Source organism: Clostridium sp. AM22-11AC (genome assembly GCF_003473545.1).
Taxonomy (GTDB): Bacteria; Bacillota; Clostridia; order Lachnospirales; family Lachnospiraceae; genus Enterocloster.
The window spans coordinates 1-14,288 of the sequence record NZ_QUCM01000028.1; the positions used below are offsets into that span (position 1 = coordinate 1).

Below are 14,288 nucleotides of genomic sequence, written 5' to 3' on the forward strand. Positions count from 1 at the left end.
TTCTTTCGAAACATTTGCTGCTCTCTCAAGCGCGAAGATTATAATAGCAAATCACAAAGCGTTTGTCAACAACTTTTTTAATAATTTTAAATTTTTTTAAAAGTATAAAAAGTTTAAACAATAATAAAAAGTCAACAATAAAAATGCCCCGAATTTTAAGGACTTTTCAGGGCATTTCATACATATGATCCTCTAACTCATTAATACGGCTTCCAGCCTACTCAAAAACCGTCCTCTGGCACCTTCCTGGTTTTTAAGGCTCTTTAACTTATCCGTGCTCTTCGCCGGGATCCATGCTTTATTGGTATTATAATAAAAATTCAGCTGCTTCCAGTACTTTTCCGGAAACAGGAACATATAGTAAAGGCATTTTCGCTCTTTCTTATCCATAGGGCGAACCCGTTCATAGGAGTCTAACATGGATATGCCAAGATCACAGTCCCAGCTATGTTTTTCCATTACTTTTCTCATAAGCCGGTACAGGTCTTCTGCCTGGACTCCCAGGTGCATGCGGTTATATTCAATAATCGCTGTGTAACCATTTCCCATAAGTACATGATGCTGGTCCAGGTCGCCGTGACAGAGATAGCCCTGATTTTCCCCGGATCCTTCCGGCGCCAGTTCCGCGGCTTCCAGCCTGTCAGTGATCCCGTTTTCTGGAAACAGGCTGTTCATCTGCCTTACGGCTTCTTTTGCCTGGTCAAAGAAATGATCAAAGCTGTCTATTACACAAAGTTCAAATTCTGTTTTTCCCCGTTTGCCCCGGATAAAATTCCTGGCACGCTTCATTTCCCTTACATGGCGTTCCTGCTCTTTTTCCAGGCTTTCTATACAGATCGACCCCATATTCCATTCTTCTCTTACAGGGATCTGACGCAGCTGGCCATGGAGCATGGCAAGCCGGGAAATCCCCTGACGGATCTCATAGCTGTCCCTGATATTACATTCCCTGTCAGAAAACCATTCTTTCATAATATAACCTGTTCCATCCCCGGCTTTGCTTAAAAGAGCTCCTTCCTGGTTACGTACATACTGATCTGCCCGGAGACTTCCCCTGGTATCCAGGCATTCCAATACCTGATCTTCAAATTCCAGTCTGCGCACAGTCCCCTTATATTCCCGTAAAAGCTTCAGTCCCTTATCGGTTTCACAGATCCAGGCGCCCCTGCCTTTTCGCACAGACAGGGTCTCCACTTCATATTGTTCTAAAACCTCCTGGTATCTTTCATTCATTTTAACCCTCCCACCAAGTTCAAACCTCTGACCACATTTACAGTTTTCCATGATCTTCACTTAAACTGTCTTTTACTGCTTTTACAGACTATGTAGACAAAGGCCTGATTATGCGGAAGTTTTTGCCCTTAAATGTTTACAGACACAAAAAGTCCCCCTGCAAACGCAGGAGGACAATTGGTTCATTTATTTCTGTTCCCAGCCATCTTTCCACTTCATGTGATGAAGCTGGCCTTCTAATGCCATTTTTTCAAAATCATTATGGCGCAGGGCCTCGTAAAGCACCACTGCCACGGAATTTGACAGGTTTAAGGAACGGATCTCGCCCCACATAGGGATGCGGACGCAGTGATCTTCATTTTCCACTAAGATCTCTTCCGGGATACCGGCGCTTTCTTTTCCAAACATAAGATAGCAGTCCGGCTCGTAGTCTACTTCTGAGTAGACTTTATGTGCCTTTGTGGTAGCAAAATACATTTTTCCCGGGGCATCCGGGTTCTTCTCCAGAAAATCCTGGTAATCGCTGTATACATGTACATCTAATTTATCCCAGTAATCCAGACCGGCTCTTTTTAAAGCTTTTTCATTTAACTTAAAGCCCAGAGGCTCGATCAGGTGGAGTCTGGTGTTGGTAGCCACACAGGTACGGCCGATATTTCCTGTATTAGAGGGCATTTCCGGCTCTAAAAGTACAACATTCATCATAATCTTATTCTGCCTTTCCATCATGGCGCTTTACAAAGCGCTCAATACGGCTTAACGCCTCTTTCAGGCTCTTTAAGGAGTACGCATAGGAAATACGTACAAAGCCTTCTCCACAGGCACCAAAGGCCGTTCCAGGAACTACAGCTACCTTTTCTTCCATCAGAAGCTTGGTAGCAAATTCCTCAGAAGTCATACCAAAACGGCTGATATTTGGGAATGTATAGAATGCGCCTAATGGCTCAAAGCAGTCGATTCCCATTTCACGGAATGCATTTAATAAAAATCTGCGGCGCTGGTCGTAGGACTCACGCATCATCTCTACATCCGGATCACCATTTTTCAGTGCGGAAACTGCTGCATACTGGCTGGTGGTAGGCGCGCACATAATAGCATACTGGTGGATCTTTAACATCTGCTTTAAGATCAGGTCTGGCGCTGCCGCATATCCAAGACGCCAGCCGGTCATAGCATAGGACTTGGAAAAACCGTTGATCAGGACGGTACGCTCTTTCATGCCTGGAAATGCTGCAATAGTAGCGTGTTTTCTCTGGTAAGTCAATTCAGAATAGATCTCGTCTGTTACTACAAACAGGTCTTTTTCAATGACGATCTTTGCGATCTCTTCCAGTTCATGTTTTTCCATAATAGCGCCGGTTGGGTTATTAGGGAATGGAAGGACCAGGATCTTAGTCTTGTCAGTGATCTTTTCCAGCAGCTTCTCAGGAGTCAGCTTAAACTGGTCTTTTTCCTCCAATTCAATGATCACCGGAACACCATCTGCCAGAGTAACACATGGAAGATAGGAAACATAACTTGGCTGTGGGATCAGTACTTCATCTCCCGGATTTAACATAGCACGCATGGCAACGTCGATGGCTTCACTTCCGCCCACTGTTACCATAATTTCTGTATCCGGATCATAGCTTACTTCAAAACGACGCTTTAAGTAATTACAGATCTCATCCTTTAACTGTTTTAAACCTGCATTGGAAGTATAGAAGGTACGGCCTTTTTCAAGGGAGTAGATGCCTTCTTCCCTGATATGCCAGGGAGTGTCAAAATCCGGCTCGCCTACACCTAAGGAAATAGCGCCTTCCATTTCATTTACAATATCAAAAAATTTACGGATCCCGGAGGGCGGGATACTTACGATTTTGTCAGATAAGGGGTTTCTCATGGTGTGATCAGCATCCTTTCATCCTGGACCGGCTCACTGATAATGGTGCCGTGGTCCTTATATTTTTTCAGTACAAAGTGGGTTGCTGTACTTAATACAGACTCCATAGGAGCTAATTTGTCAGATACAAACTGTGCTACCTGGCGCATGGTCTTTCCTTCGATAAATACGGTAAAGTCAAAAGATCCGCTCATCAGATATACAGCGTTTACTTCATTATACTGGTAGATGCGCTCTGCGATCTTGTCAAAGCCCATACCTCTCTGAGGAGTTACTTTTACTTCGATCAGGGCTACTACTTTTTCTTCACTGGTGTTATCCCAATTAATGAGAGTGTGGTATCCGCAGATAATGTGCTCTTTTTCCATCTCGGCGATCTCGTTGGCCACTGCGATCTCACTTTCACCAAGTAATACCGCCAGGTCTTTGATATCGATCCTGCTGTTCTTTTCGATCACCGCCAGAATTTTTTCCCTCATGATAACTTCCTCCAATATTAAAATCACAATATTAAAATCATATATTCTTATATGGTATTGCCGTCAATACGGCTCAGTTCATCGGCTCTTGGCCGCTCTAAATATCCGGCTGTTTCCTCTCCGTGGCGTATAACACGGGCAATTCCCTTTTCTGCGCTGCCGATCACTGCTGCAGGGATCCCCTGTGCGCTGAGGCTTCGCACCATCTGGCCGCCTCTGTCACAGGCTAAGATCACGCAGTTTTCACTGAAAAGACGGTAAGGATTGACCTCAAAGATCTCACATACTTCCACTACTGCCTGTTTCATAGGGATCATGCGCAGATCAATGTCTACGCCTACGTTATAAATACCGGATAAATTCCATACTGCCGTGAGAATACCGCCTTCTCCTGCGTATTCCCAGGCTGTAACCGGACAATTTTTCTGCTTTAATTCATTTTCAAGCCACTCTTTTACGTTGTAGCTGTCTTTTTCTTCCAGACATCTAAGGAAAGAAGGCGCAAAATGCCCTTCCAGTTTTTCCCTTTTTTTCTGGAAGATCTGTCTGGTTCCGGCAAGACCGGCAAAACCAGCCACTACCAGATCCTGACCTGGCTTTATAAAGCCATCTCTTTTTTCAAATCCGCCCGGACCCTGTCCTGCTGTTCTCATGGATTTTCCTCCTGTGCGGGACTGGCCGGGCTTTCCGCACCAGCATTATCCCCCGCGGGCTGCGCTGCAGTGGTGGGAACAACTCCCGGTCCGCCATTTTCTCCTGTAACTGCTTTATGTTCCGCCTCTGTCTGAGCCGGTTCTGTCTGGGCAGTTTCAGGTGTATGATTTTCTGCTGTTTCAGGTGTAGTGGCAGGTGCTGTCTGCTCTGGTACCGGTGCAGGTGCCGCATGGGCCGGTCCTACACGGTAAATGGCTTTGGAAGCATTGTAAGTATCCTCATTTAAAAGGGTACGCTCCTGTTCCACGCCGTCTACGGTCACTACCTTCCAGAGTCTGGACTTATATCCGGTATGGGCAGACTGTACTTTCACCTTTGCACCTGGTGCAAGGCTCTTATCCGTGATCATTTGCGGCTCTCCTGGATTAGTCGTGCCTATGGTCTCTGAAACATATTCTACCTGTCTGTTAGAAGGTCTGGTCTCTTTTCCGTAGAGAGTAAAAGTCAGCTTCTTTCCAGATGTATATCCTTCGATATATACAGGTGTGCTGTAATTATTCTTAATTTTAATATCTTTATAAGTGCCTGCAATGGCTGCATCCATAGAAGGCTTTACATAAGTTACGATCATGGAATGGTTCTGTCTCTGAACGATCTCCATTTCTGCCTGCAGTGCCGCATCATACAGTGTAGTAGCGATCTGGCAGACACCACCGCCGATACTGTCTACTACCTGACCATTTTCATAGGCTGCCGCTGTCTTGTAGCCATTTTCAAGAGTAAACGGCTGAAGGCATTCGTAACCGGAGATCACCTCTCCCGGCATAAGCACACGACCGTTGATCTTTCCCGCACCAACTGCAAGGTTGGTGGAACGTGCCGCGCCGCTGCTGGAAAAGTCAGTGGTACAGGTTCCTAAAACATCTTCTATGGTCTTAAGATCATCGGAAGTAATAGCTGGCTGTTCTTCTATGATCACTGCCTGGACAGAGATTTCACCATTAGAGTCTTTTAATCCCTCAAAAGCTGTATCTAAAGCGGAAGCCGTGGCATCTGCATCCACGACTTTTCCTAAAACAGACTCTGTGATCACAAATGCGCCGTTTTCTCTGCGGATAGACGCATCCTGAGGCTGTGCCAGTACTCCGTCGCAATGGGTATCTACAAAATCTCTTATCTTATCCGGATCGGCTGCTGTCTTGATGGAAACATCCACTGGTGCCTTTTCCAGATCCTTTTTGTTCATATACTGACGGATCAGGCTTCCGCCTACATAGCTTTTTAGCTCTTTTTCAGCTTCATCCTGATTGCTCCAGTGAAAGCCCAGCTCTCCGGCTGTAGTCTCTGCCTTTTTGTCCTCAATGGTTAAGGCAACGGATGTACCCGCCTGATCTTTCACTTTTTCTTCTGCTGTATGCAGGGCATCTTCCCAGGTTTTTCCAGCCAGACTTTCCCCGTCTGCGCTGATACCTTCAGGAAATACCGGTGCCGCCCATGCACTCATGGGAAGCACCCATAAAGCCCCGGCAGCCAGTGCTGCAAAAAGGCCTGCTTTTAATGTCCTGTTTCCCATAAATTCTCCTAATCTTTTACCGTTTTAATCAGTGCTGCATTTAAGCAGCATTTAATTAATACATCAGTGCGCTCAGTGCCATTGGTACGATCATGGCAAGTACCAGAATTACAACGATAACAGTAGAAATGATCTTCTTTACTTTAGGGTCTCTCATATTTAACATTTTATCACCTCATTTATTCTGTGGCTTCACCCGTCCGTACTGGAGGATGATCTTGTCGATCAGTCTGGAAGCGTCGCTCCGGCTTATATCGTCTAACTGCACAGTTATGTCTATTCTATGACATTTTAATAAATCCTGCAAGTATTCTTTTTGCCTTTTCGTTGCCGGTTGCTGCCGCTTCATCCGGCAGTTTAAAGGGGTTGTCACAAAGAGTTCCGGCTGTTCTTCTCCATAAAGGGCAACCAGCTTCTGATACAGGAAATGGGCGGATAATGCATCGGCCTCTGCCCGGTGCGCCAGGGGCTGTTCGATCTTATAATAGGTACAGGCATTTCCCAGATTTTTCTTTTCCTGCTCCGGCATTAGTTTCCGGCACACTTTCAGTGTATCCACTGCCTCACATTCAAATTCCATTTTCTGGTTCACTGCAGCCTGTTTTAAGAAACTGTAGTCAAAGCGGATGTTGTGACCTAAAAGAGGCAGGTTTCCGATAAATTCCAGCACTTCCCCTATAATATCCTCAATTACAGGAGCATCTTTTAACATGTCATCGGTGATGCCTGTTAATTCCACGACCCTTTCTGTCAGCGGCCGTTTTGGATTTACCAGAGTTACGAAACGGCCTGTGATCTGTCCATGCTCTACTTTCAGAGCTGCGATCTCCGTTATTTTTTCTTTTTTCGGCTCCAGACCTGTGGTTTCTAAGTCCAGGGCTATGTATGAGTCAGTCATTTCGACGTATTCCTTTCTATTATGTCAGAAGTTTTATGATTTTACATTTTCCTGTTTAATCTATTTTTTCTGTTTCTTTGAAAACTGCCGGCACTTCACAGGCAGGACACCATTGTTTTAAAAAACAATTCCCGCAGTCCGGTTTTCTGGCTGTACAGATGGTCCGTCCCAGTGTGATGATATGGATATTCCAGAGGATCCAGTGATCTTCTGGCAGCACCTTCATAAGGTCCGCTTCGATCTTTTCCGGCTCTGTTTCTTTTGTAAGGCCCAGCTTCCTGGAAATACGCTTTACATGGGTATCTACTACAATACTTGGCACATGGTAGATATTTCCCCGGATCACATTTGCCGTCTTTCGTCCTACGCCTGCCAGTGTAAGAAGATCCTCCAGTTTTTCCGGCACAACGCCCCCATATTCTTCCACCAGCCGCTTCGCGCACTGGATAATGTTTTTGGCTTTCATATGATAAAATCCAATGGAATGGATGTCCTGTTCCAGTTCTTTTAGATCAGCCGCCGCAAAATCTTCCAGGGTCGGATATTTCTTAAAAAGATCGGCTGTTACAATATTCACTCTGGCATCTGTACACTGGGCGCTTAAGATCACCGCAATGAGAAGCTGCCATGGGGTCTCGTAGTTTAAATAGCAGATGAAGTCAGTGCCATATTCTTTGTCTAAGGCTGATAATATATGAACGATCCGTTCTTTTAATTTTGCTGTCATTTTGATCATATCTTTTTTATCCTTTAATTCTACTTTTCTTTCGCTTTTATTCCGCTTCAGTTTTATTTCCTGTTTTGCATTTTACAATTCCATTTCCTGTGTCTATAATAAAGGAAAATGTGGAAAAGGTAAATGTTATCTCGGAGTTTTTCTGTGCCTGATTTTGTGAAAAGATTTTTTGTCAGTTGTTCCCAAATTTCTGAGGCGTACGCGGTGCGTACGTTGAGGAAATTCGGGAGCGCTGCCGGAAAATCGGCCGCAAAAGCAGGTGCATGAAAGACTCTGAAAGGACATATAATGTTTGAGAGGATAAAAGAGGATAAAACATGCAGTCAAAGAAAGATTTATACCAGATCGGCGAAGTGGCCCGTCTGTTTCATTTAAGTATCAGCCTTCTGCGCCACTATGACAAGACGGGGCTGGTAACGCCGGAGTATACGGATCCGGACACTGGATACCGGTATTACAGCATCCGTCAGTTTGAATGTTTAAATACAATACGCTACCTGCGGGCCTTGGACATGCCACTGGAAGAGATCGGGGATTTTCTTCACAACAGGGATACCGGGCGCATCCAGGAGCTTTTGTCAAAGCAGCTGGTACAGGTGCATAAGAAACAACAGGAACTGACTGTAATTGAGCATCAGATAAAAAACCGTTTAAATCAGATCCAGGGAGCGCTTTCCGCTCATCCAGGAGAGATCTTTTTAGAGAAAAAGTCACCTCTACAGCTGGCCTGCATGAAAAAACAGCTAAATCCGGAAAATTATCTGGATCTGGAGTATTCGATCCGGGAAATGGAACAGGGAAACAGCCCTGCTTCTATTTTCCTGGGAAAAGTAGGAGTAGGGCTGTTTTATGACTCTTTAAAGGCACATCGTTTTAAGCCTTATGATTTTGTTTTTATCATTCTGGAAGAGGATGATCCTATCAATGGTCAGGTCATCCGCATCCCGGAAAGCACCTGGGCTATTGTCCGTTTTCACGGAAGTCATGAGCAGGCGCCGGGATTTTATGAAAAACTTCTGTCCTATTTTAAGGACGAGGGACTTGCGCCAGAAAGCTTTGCTCTGGAAATGACTCTCATCGACTATGGTCTTACCCATGACCAGTCCCAGTTTATCACAGAAATCCAGATCCCATTAAACCCGGACTGTCCGGGCATTATAGCTTAATGGATCCCGCTTTTTGTAATCAAACAACAGATAGGTTCCGTCTCTTAATGGTTCCAAGTGGGCCATTTTTGCCATTTGCCTGGAATCGTAGCCTTCGTAGCCAGATAAATGCTCTGGTGTCTTCTCTTCCCTCTGGAAAAATTCGCGGACAAAGTCCTTGGAGTCGCTTAAATCTCTTGCAAAGGTTGGGCGGCTCTTTACATTTTCACGAAGATACAGGTCGGTCATTAGCAGGTCACGGTATTGTTCCAGTTTTTCAGAAACTCCACCATTTTCCGGCTTTCCCTGAGTTTCACATTTTCCATTTTTTTCCAATCTCTCCTGTATTATCTTCCAGAGGATCTCATATCTGGCAATGCGGCTGTGGCTGATTCCAAACAAATGATTTTTGTTGTAATAACCTGCCATAAAGGAAAACATTTCATAAGGAGTATCAAATTCCTTTTCCAGTTCTTTTAAAGTACAGGTAAACTGACGGCTGTTGTAATGAACTTCCGTCATTTCTTCGATATCTTTTAATTCCAGCACGTCCCCATAGGAAAGCCATTTGGTACACAGCACCTCATAAGGCGGCGCGGCACTGTAAAGCAGGTCACAGGTCGGGATCAGTTCTTCCATATAAGAGCCTTTTAATACCTTTAAAAAGCCTAACTGCAGCTGCTCCGGCTCCATTTCATATACGTCATTAAAGGACTTTTTAAAGCTTTCCAGATCTTCCCATGGAAGTCCTGCGATCAGATCCAGATGCTGGTGGATGTTGTGCCAGCTGTTGATGGTTTCTGTGATCTCACGTATCTCTTCGATGTCGGTTTTGCGCCGGATGGCTTCCAATGTTTTCTCATTGGTAGACTGAACGCCGATCTCCAGCTGCACCAGTCCCGGGCGCATGGTGGAAAGCAGATCCAGCTCGTCCTTATCTAACAAATCCGCTGCAATCTCAAAATGGAAATTGGTAACGCCGTTATCATGGTCCCTGATATACTGCCAGATAGCCATTGCATGGGACTTTTTACAGTTAAAGGTTCTGTCTACGAATTTTACCTGGGGCACTTTCGCCTGAAGGAACCACTCCAGTTCCGGCAGTACCAGATCCAGGCTGCGAAAACGCAGTTTCTTATCAATGGAAGACAGACAGTAGGCACAGGAAAAAGGACATCCTCTGCTGCTTTCGTAGTAGATAATGCGGTGTTCCAGTTCTTTCATATCCATAAAAGCATAGGGAAATGGGATCTGGCTCATGTCCATTACCTGGCGAAAACCTGTATCTGTAAATGTGCCATCAGCATTTCGCACCATAAGACCGGGAACCTGTTTTAAATCTTCTCCTTCAAGGAGTGCCTTTAGAAAATGGGCGAAGGTGATCTCTCCTTCCCCCATCATAACAAGGTCCACTGCCGGTTCTTCTTTCAAAAAGGCTTCCCCATGATAGGAAACTTCCGGGCCTCCTGCCCATATTTTCACATCTGGAAGCACCTTTTTTATGTCAGCCAGTATCACTTTCACATAGGAAATGTTCCAGATATAACAGGAAAATCCAATGACATCCGGCTTACGCTTATAAATATCCTGAAGGATCTGCTCCATCTGGTGGTTAATGGTGTATTCTGCCAGAGAGATCTCCGCCTGCTCTGCCAGTCCCCATTCTTTTAACATCTTCTCCCCATAAGTTTTCAGGCTGTAGATGCCCAGATTGGAGTGGATATATTTTGCATTGATCGCGGCTAAAAGAACCTTCATTTTACACCTCGATCTCGATCTTGCGGCCGGTAGGCTGGTACTGATAATAACGGACGCCTGCTGCATTTAACATGCGCTTGGATGCTTTTACAGCCGGTGTATGGGCGTACTTGTCCCCGCCATAGATAATGGTCTTAATACCCGCCTGGATAATGGCCTTGGCGCACTCATTACACGGGAAAAGAGTTACATACAATTTGCTTCCTTCCAGACTTCCCCCTCTGTAATTTAAAATGGCATTTAACTCGCTGTGGGTGGAATAGAAATATTTTGCATTGTACGGATCGTCCAGTTCATGTTCCTTGCCCCATGGAAATTCATCATCGGAGCATCCCTTTGGGAAGCCATTGTAGCCCATGGAAAGGATCTTGTTATCCTGGCTTACGATGCATGCCCCCACCTGGGTGCTTGGGTCTTTGGAACGTCTGCCGGAAAGAGTGGCAACTCCCATAAAATATTCATCCCATGTAATATAATCAACACGTTTATCTGACATTGTATTTCTCCTTCTTGCATCAATTTCAACTATGATACCGGATTGCTGCGTGCTTCGCACTCTCGCAATTCTTAAAAATATTTATAATTATCATATAATAGACGACCTTAAAATGCAAGAAGGAGCAGCCGGATCAGCTGCTCCTGTGTATAGAATTACTGCTATTCCTGCATTACACTGCAGGTAATGTAACGACCGCTATTTATGCCTTAGCCACATTCTTGGTCACGATCACGTCTGCATCCAGACCTACTATTCCCTTGATCACAACGGTACCTGCTTTCACAGGCGCTTTCAGGCGGCATTTTTTGATCTCATCCATTGCATCGAAAATACGCGCCTTGGGGATCGGGGCAGTAAGGCGTACACTGGCAAGAGGCAGTTCTCCTCCTTCTACCAGTACGGAGGTTGCAATGTTTCTCTTCGGATCTGTCAGCTCCTGTTTTACATACTCTGCTCCTCTTTTGCAGGTGGCGCCCTCTAATGAATGGATCACTACGGACTGATCTGCCTGTATCTCATAATCTGCGCTTATTTCACAGCCATTTGGACAAATGATGCATGTAAATTCTCTTGTCATTCTACCTTCACCTCCAGATCTCCTTTATTTTCCAGTTTTTCTGCTTTTAAATCTATATGGATCATCTCTGCCGGAAGGGCTTTTTTCATCTTTTTGCGGGCAATTTCTTTTCCATTCTGGCTTACAACTAAAACACAGTCCTTAAATGGCCGGTTCACACGCAGGGACAGACAACAGTCTTCTGTTCCGGAGATCCTCTGTGGAACCGTATGATTGATATTTTTATCAGTCTTTACCTGGATCTCACATGCAGGCAGTTTTCCCTCTTTGATATACCGGGCTGCGGAGTCTGCCAGCTTTTCTGCTTCCATGGATACAAAATCCACCAGATCGTGCACATGAAGGACATTTCCTGCTGCGAAAATTCCCGGCCGGTCCGTCTGGAAATATTCATCTACTGTAGCGCCTTTTGTCCTTGCATCCAGTGTTACTCCTGCATCCAGGGAAAGTTCATTTTCCGGGATCAGACCAACAGATAAGATCAGTGTATCACAGCTGTATTCCTCTTCCGTTCCCGGGATCGGCCTCATATGTTCATCTACTTTTGAAACAGTTACGCCGGTCAGACGCTTATCTCCGTGGATCTCTGTCACTGTATGGCTTAAATACAATGGGATATTGTAATCATTTAAGCACTGCTCAATATTCCTTGGAAGGCCGCTTGGATATGGCTGGATCTCAAAAACTGCCTTTACATGGGCACCTTCCAAGGTCAGTCTGCGGGCCATGATCATTCCAATATCACCGGAACCTAAGATCACCACTTCTTTTGCAGGCATACGGTTATAAAGGTTCATATATGCCTGGGCAACTCCTGCTGTAAACACTCCAGTTGGCCGCTCTCCTGGTATGCCAAGTGCCCCTCTGGTGCGCTCCCGACATCCCATTGCCAGGATCACAGCTTTGGCTTTCCACTGTTTCAGACCATCAGGAGTGGCTGCTGTGATCACTTTATCCTCTGAAATCTCCAGAACAGTTGCATCAGTAAGATAACGGATCTTCTTTTCGTTTGCCAGGTCAATGAATTTCTGGGCATATTCCGGTCCGCTGAGTGTAGTTTTAAAACGGGCCAGTCCAAAACCATCATGGATACACTGACGTAAAATGCCGCCTAACTGTTTTTCACGTTCCAGGATCAGAATATCTGTGATCCCGTTTTCATACAGGCGTACAGCCGCTGCCAGACCTGCCGGGCCGCCGCCTACGATCACTGCATCTGCCTGTTCTATTTCCCACATTTCTGTTTTATGTTCCATGTTCACAGTCACACCTCCCGTACCTTTCCAAATAAGACATTAGAACCTTCCCGCTCATACTGCACTTCTGTCTCTTTTTTGCCAAGTTCCTGTTCGATCAGCTGTTCAATACGCATCTGGCAGTAGCCCCCCTGACACCGTCCCATCATGGATCGGGTCCTGTATTTCACACCTGTCATAGTATCTACGCCTAATGGATTGTGAATTGCCTGAAGGATCTCTGCTTTTGTCACCTTTTCGCAGCGGCAGATCACTTCGCCGTAATCCGGGTTCTCTTTGATCAGCTCTGCCTGCTCTTCTTTGGTGCACTGGGCGAAATGGCGGATTCCTTTTCTCACCGGGTTGAAATCCGGATTTTCCTCTAATGTTTCTCTTTCCTTCATCAGTTCAATGGCGTATCTGGCAATGGGCACTGCTGCTGTCAGTCCCGGTGACTCGATACCTACCAGGTTTAATGCATGAGGCGCGATCTCGTCTTTGATCTCGATCTTAAAATCCTGGATCACACCCTTTTCATCTACCCATTTTGGAAGGATACCAGAATAATTGCGGATATAATCTGCCTTATGGATACATGGCCACAGGTCAGAAGCACTTTCTGCCAGATAATCCATATTTTTCTGAGGCACACCGTAATAAGTAAAATCTGTTACCATATCTGCGTTAGGGCCGATGATCACATTTCCGTCTGTGGTATTTGTCACATGAATTCCCATATAGGTGTTGCTTGGAACCGGATAAACAGGCATAGGAAGAAGCGGTCCGGTGCGCTTATCCAGGATAATATAATCTCCCTTGGAACCGATGATGCGGTAGCCGGTGATCCCCAGCATATCAGAGATCTTGCCGCAGCCAAGGCCTGCGCAGTTTACTACCCAGCGGGTCTTAAAGTTTCCCTTGGTTGTGGTTATTTCATAAGTATCATCATCTTCTCTCCGGATTGCAGTCACTTCACAGCCAAAATGATACTCCACACCGTTTGCATGGGCATTTTCTGCCAGGGCAATGGTATAGCCAAAGGGATCTACGATACCGCTGTTATGGGAAAACATGGCAAATTTTCCTACTACTGCAGGAACCAGCTCATGAAGGCGTTTTTCATCGATCAGCTCCAGGTTAGTAGCTCCGTTGTCTTTTCCCTGCTCCATGGTACGCTTTAAGGTCTCCATATCTTCCTCGGTATTTCCTACCAGCACCTTACCGCAGCGGATAAAATGGAAATCCAGCTCTTTTGCCAGATCTCCCATCATCTTATTTCCTTCTACACAAAGTTTTGCCTTTAAGCTTCCTCTGTCATAGGCGAAACCACCGTGGACAACACCGGAATTTCGACCGCTGGTCTCATTGCATACGTCCAGATTTTTCTCCAGCACACCGATCTTTAAACGGTACCGGGACATTTCTCTGGCCATGGCACTTCCCACTACGCCACCACCGATGATCAGAACATCATACATCTCCTTCATTTTCCTGCCTCCTGTGTTCAGCATTTTATTTTGCTTTAAATTCATCCCATGAATATATTTTATATTTATCATATATGACAATATAAGTCAATGTATTTCTGATTTTCTTTGTAAATTTATAGGATAAATTCA

At 45.2% G+C, this 14,288-nt stretch carries 14 protein-coding genes; 1 reads left to right on the plus strand and 13 read right to left on the minus strand.

Annotation, left to right across the window (positions count from 1 at the left end):
* Nucleotides 1–192 precede the first annotated feature (192 nt).
* The 8 genes from DW251_RS16105 to nth form a co-directional block, all read right to left on the minus strand.
* Nucleotides 193–1,233 carry a hypothetical protein gene (locus DW251_RS16105; RefSeq protein ID WP_021869023.1) on the minus strand — a complete coding sequence of 347 codons (1,041 nt, stop codon included), beginning with the start codon at nt 1,231–1,233 and terminating at the stop codon, nt 193–195.
* A 186-nt stretch (nt 1,234–1,419) separates the two neighbouring features.
* Nucleotides 1,420–1,935 (minus strand): tRNA (cytidine(34)-2'-O)-methyltransferase, encoded by a 516-nt coding sequence (locus DW251_RS16110; RefSeq protein ID WP_347474687.1) that lies wholly within the window; start codon nt 1,933–1,935, stop codon nt 1,420–1,422.
* A 7-nt stretch (nt 1,936–1,942) separates the two neighbouring features.
* Entirely contained in the window at nt 1,943–3,115 is a 1,173-nt protein-coding gene (locus DW251_RS16115; RefSeq protein ID WP_118301736.1) for an aminotransferase class I/II-fold pyridoxal phosphate-dependent enzyme, read from the minus strand.
* Nucleotides 3,112–3,594 carry an Lrp/AsnC family transcriptional regulator gene (locus DW251_RS16120; RefSeq protein WP_021869026.1) on the minus strand — a complete coding sequence of 161 codons (483 nt, stop codon included), beginning with the start codon at nt 3,592–3,594 and terminating at the stop codon, nt 3,112–3,114. The genes DW251_RS16115 and DW251_RS16120 overlap by 4 nt, the downstream gene beginning before the upstream one ends.
* A gap of 47 nt (nt 3,595–3,641) precedes the next feature.
* Entirely contained in the window at nt 3,642–4,247 is a 606-nt protein-coding gene (locus DW251_RS16125; RefSeq protein WP_021869027.1) for an AIR synthase-related protein, read from the minus strand.
* Nucleotides 4,244–5,821 (minus strand): VanW family protein, encoded by a 1,578-nt coding sequence (locus DW251_RS16130; RefSeq protein ID WP_118301737.1) that lies wholly within the window; start codon nt 5,819–5,821, stop codon nt 4,244–4,246. Before DW251_RS16130 ends, DW251_RS16125 begins: the two co-directional genes overlap by 4 nt.
* Nucleotides 5,822–5,996: 175 nt before the next feature.
* Nucleotides 5,997–6,719: a 3'-5' exonuclease gene (locus tag DW251_RS16135; protein WP_118301738.1), complete on the minus strand. Its 723-nt coding sequence runs from the start codon at nt 6,717–6,719 to the stop codon at nt 5,997–5,999.
* Nucleotides 6,720–6,774: 55 nt separating this feature from the next.
* Nucleotides 6,775–7,455: an endonuclease III gene (gene nth, locus DW251_RS16140; protein WP_118301739.1), complete on the minus strand. Its 681-nt coding sequence runs from the start codon at nt 7,453–7,455 to the stop codon at nt 6,775–6,777.
* Nucleotides 7,456–7,772: 317 nt separating this feature from the next.
* Between nth and DW251_RS16150 the strand changes: the two genes are divergently transcribed.
* On the plus strand, nt 7,773–8,621 hold the full coding sequence (locus DW251_RS16150) for a MerR family transcriptional regulator (RefSeq protein ID WP_118301740.1): 849 nt from the start codon (nt 7,773–7,775) through the stop codon (nt 8,619–8,621).
* On the opposite strand, the gene DW251_RS16155 is transcribed toward DW251_RS16150, so the two are convergent.
* From DW251_RS16155 to DW251_RS16175, 5 genes are all read right to left on the minus strand, one after another.
* Nucleotides 8,589–10,358, minus strand: coding sequence for a B12-binding domain-containing radical SAM protein (locus DW251_RS16155; protein ID WP_118301741.1), 1,770 nt, complete (start codon nt 10,356–10,358; stop codon nt 8,589–8,591). The two genes, DW251_RS16150 and DW251_RS16155, sit on opposite strands and share 33 nt — an antisense overlap.
* A 1-nt stretch (nt 10,359) precedes the next feature.
* The gene (locus DW251_RS16160) at nt 10,360–10,854 is read right to left on the minus strand and encodes a dCMP deaminase family protein (RefSeq protein ID WP_021869034.1); all 495 of its coding nucleotides are present in this window, start codon (nt 10,852–10,854) and stop codon (nt 10,360–10,362) included.
* Between the two features lie 202 nt (nt 10,855–11,056).
* Entirely contained in the window at nt 11,057–11,434 is a 378-nt protein-coding gene (locus DW251_RS16165) for a DUF1667 domain-containing protein (RefSeq protein WP_021869035.1), read from the minus strand.
* Nucleotides 11,431–12,690: an FAD-dependent oxidoreductase gene (locus DW251_RS16170; RefSeq protein WP_243035015.1), complete on the minus strand. Its 1,260-nt coding sequence runs from the start codon at nt 12,688–12,690 to the stop codon at nt 11,431–11,433. The genes DW251_RS16165 and DW251_RS16170 overlap by 4 nt, the downstream gene beginning before the upstream one ends.
* 8 nt (nt 12,691–12,698) lie before the next feature.
* Nucleotides 12,699–14,156: an NAD(P)/FAD-dependent oxidoreductase gene (locus tag DW251_RS16175; protein WP_021869037.1), complete on the minus strand. Its 1,458-nt coding sequence runs from the start codon at nt 14,154–14,156 to the stop codon at nt 12,699–12,701.
* Between the last annotated feature and the right edge of the window lie 132 nt (nt 14,157–14,288).

What these genes read in the sequence shown, in the direction of transcription:
- DW251_RS16105 (WP_021869023.1), bottom strand. Translation starts at nt 1,233, where the DNA reads ATGAATGAAAGATACCAGGAGGTTTTAGAACAATATGAAGTGGAGACC.
- DW251_RS16110 (WP_347474687.1), bottom strand. Translation starts at nt 1,935, where the DNA reads ATGAATGTTGTACTTTTAGAGCCGGAAATGCCCTCTAATACAGGAAAT.
- DW251_RS16115 (WP_118301736.1), bottom strand. Translation starts at nt 3,115, where the DNA reads ATGAGAAACCCCTTATCTGACAAAATCGTAAGTATCCCGCCCTCCGGG.
- DW251_RS16120 (WP_021869026.1), bottom strand. Translation starts at nt 3,594, where the DNA reads ATGAGGGAAAAAATTCTGGCGGTGATCGAAAAGAACAGCAGGATCGAT.
- DW251_RS16125 (WP_021869027.1), bottom strand. Translation starts at nt 4,247, where the DNA reads ATGAGAACAGCAGGACAGGGTCCGGGCGGATTTGAAAAAAGAGATGGC.
- DW251_RS16130 (WP_118301737.1), bottom strand. Translation starts at nt 5,821, where the DNA reads ATGGGAAACAGGACATTAAAAGCAGGCCTTTTTGCAGCACTGGCTGCC.
- DW251_RS16135 (WP_118301738.1), bottom strand. Translation starts at nt 6,719, where the DNA reads ATGACTGACTCATACATAGCCCTGGACTTAGAAACCACAGGTCTGGAG.
- nth (WP_118301739.1), bottom strand. Translation starts at nt 7,455, where the DNA reads ATGATCAAAATGACAGCAAAATTAAAAGAACGGATCGTTCATATATTA.
- DW251_RS16150 (WP_118301740.1), top strand. Translation starts at nt 7,773, where the DNA reads ATGCAGTCAAAGAAAGATTTATACCAGATCGGCGAAGTGGCCCGTCTG.
- DW251_RS16155 (WP_118301741.1), bottom strand. Translation starts at nt 10,358, where the DNA reads ATGAAGGTTCTTTTAGCCGCGATCAATGCAAAATATATCCACTCCAAT.
- DW251_RS16160 (WP_021869034.1), bottom strand. Translation starts at nt 10,854, where the DNA reads ATGTCAGATAAACGTGTTGATTATATTACATGGGATGAATATTTTATG.
- DW251_RS16165 (WP_021869035.1), bottom strand. Translation starts at nt 11,434, where the DNA reads ATGACAAGAGAATTTACATGCATCATTTGTCCAAATGGCTGTGAAATA.
- DW251_RS16170 (WP_243035015.1), bottom strand. Translation starts at nt 12,690, where the DNA reads ATGGAACATAAAACAGAAATGTGGGAAATAGAACAGGCAGATGCAGTG.
- DW251_RS16175 (WP_021869037.1), bottom strand. Translation starts at nt 14,156, where the DNA reads ATGAAGGAGATGTATGATGTTCTGATCATCGGTGGTGGCGTAGTGGGA.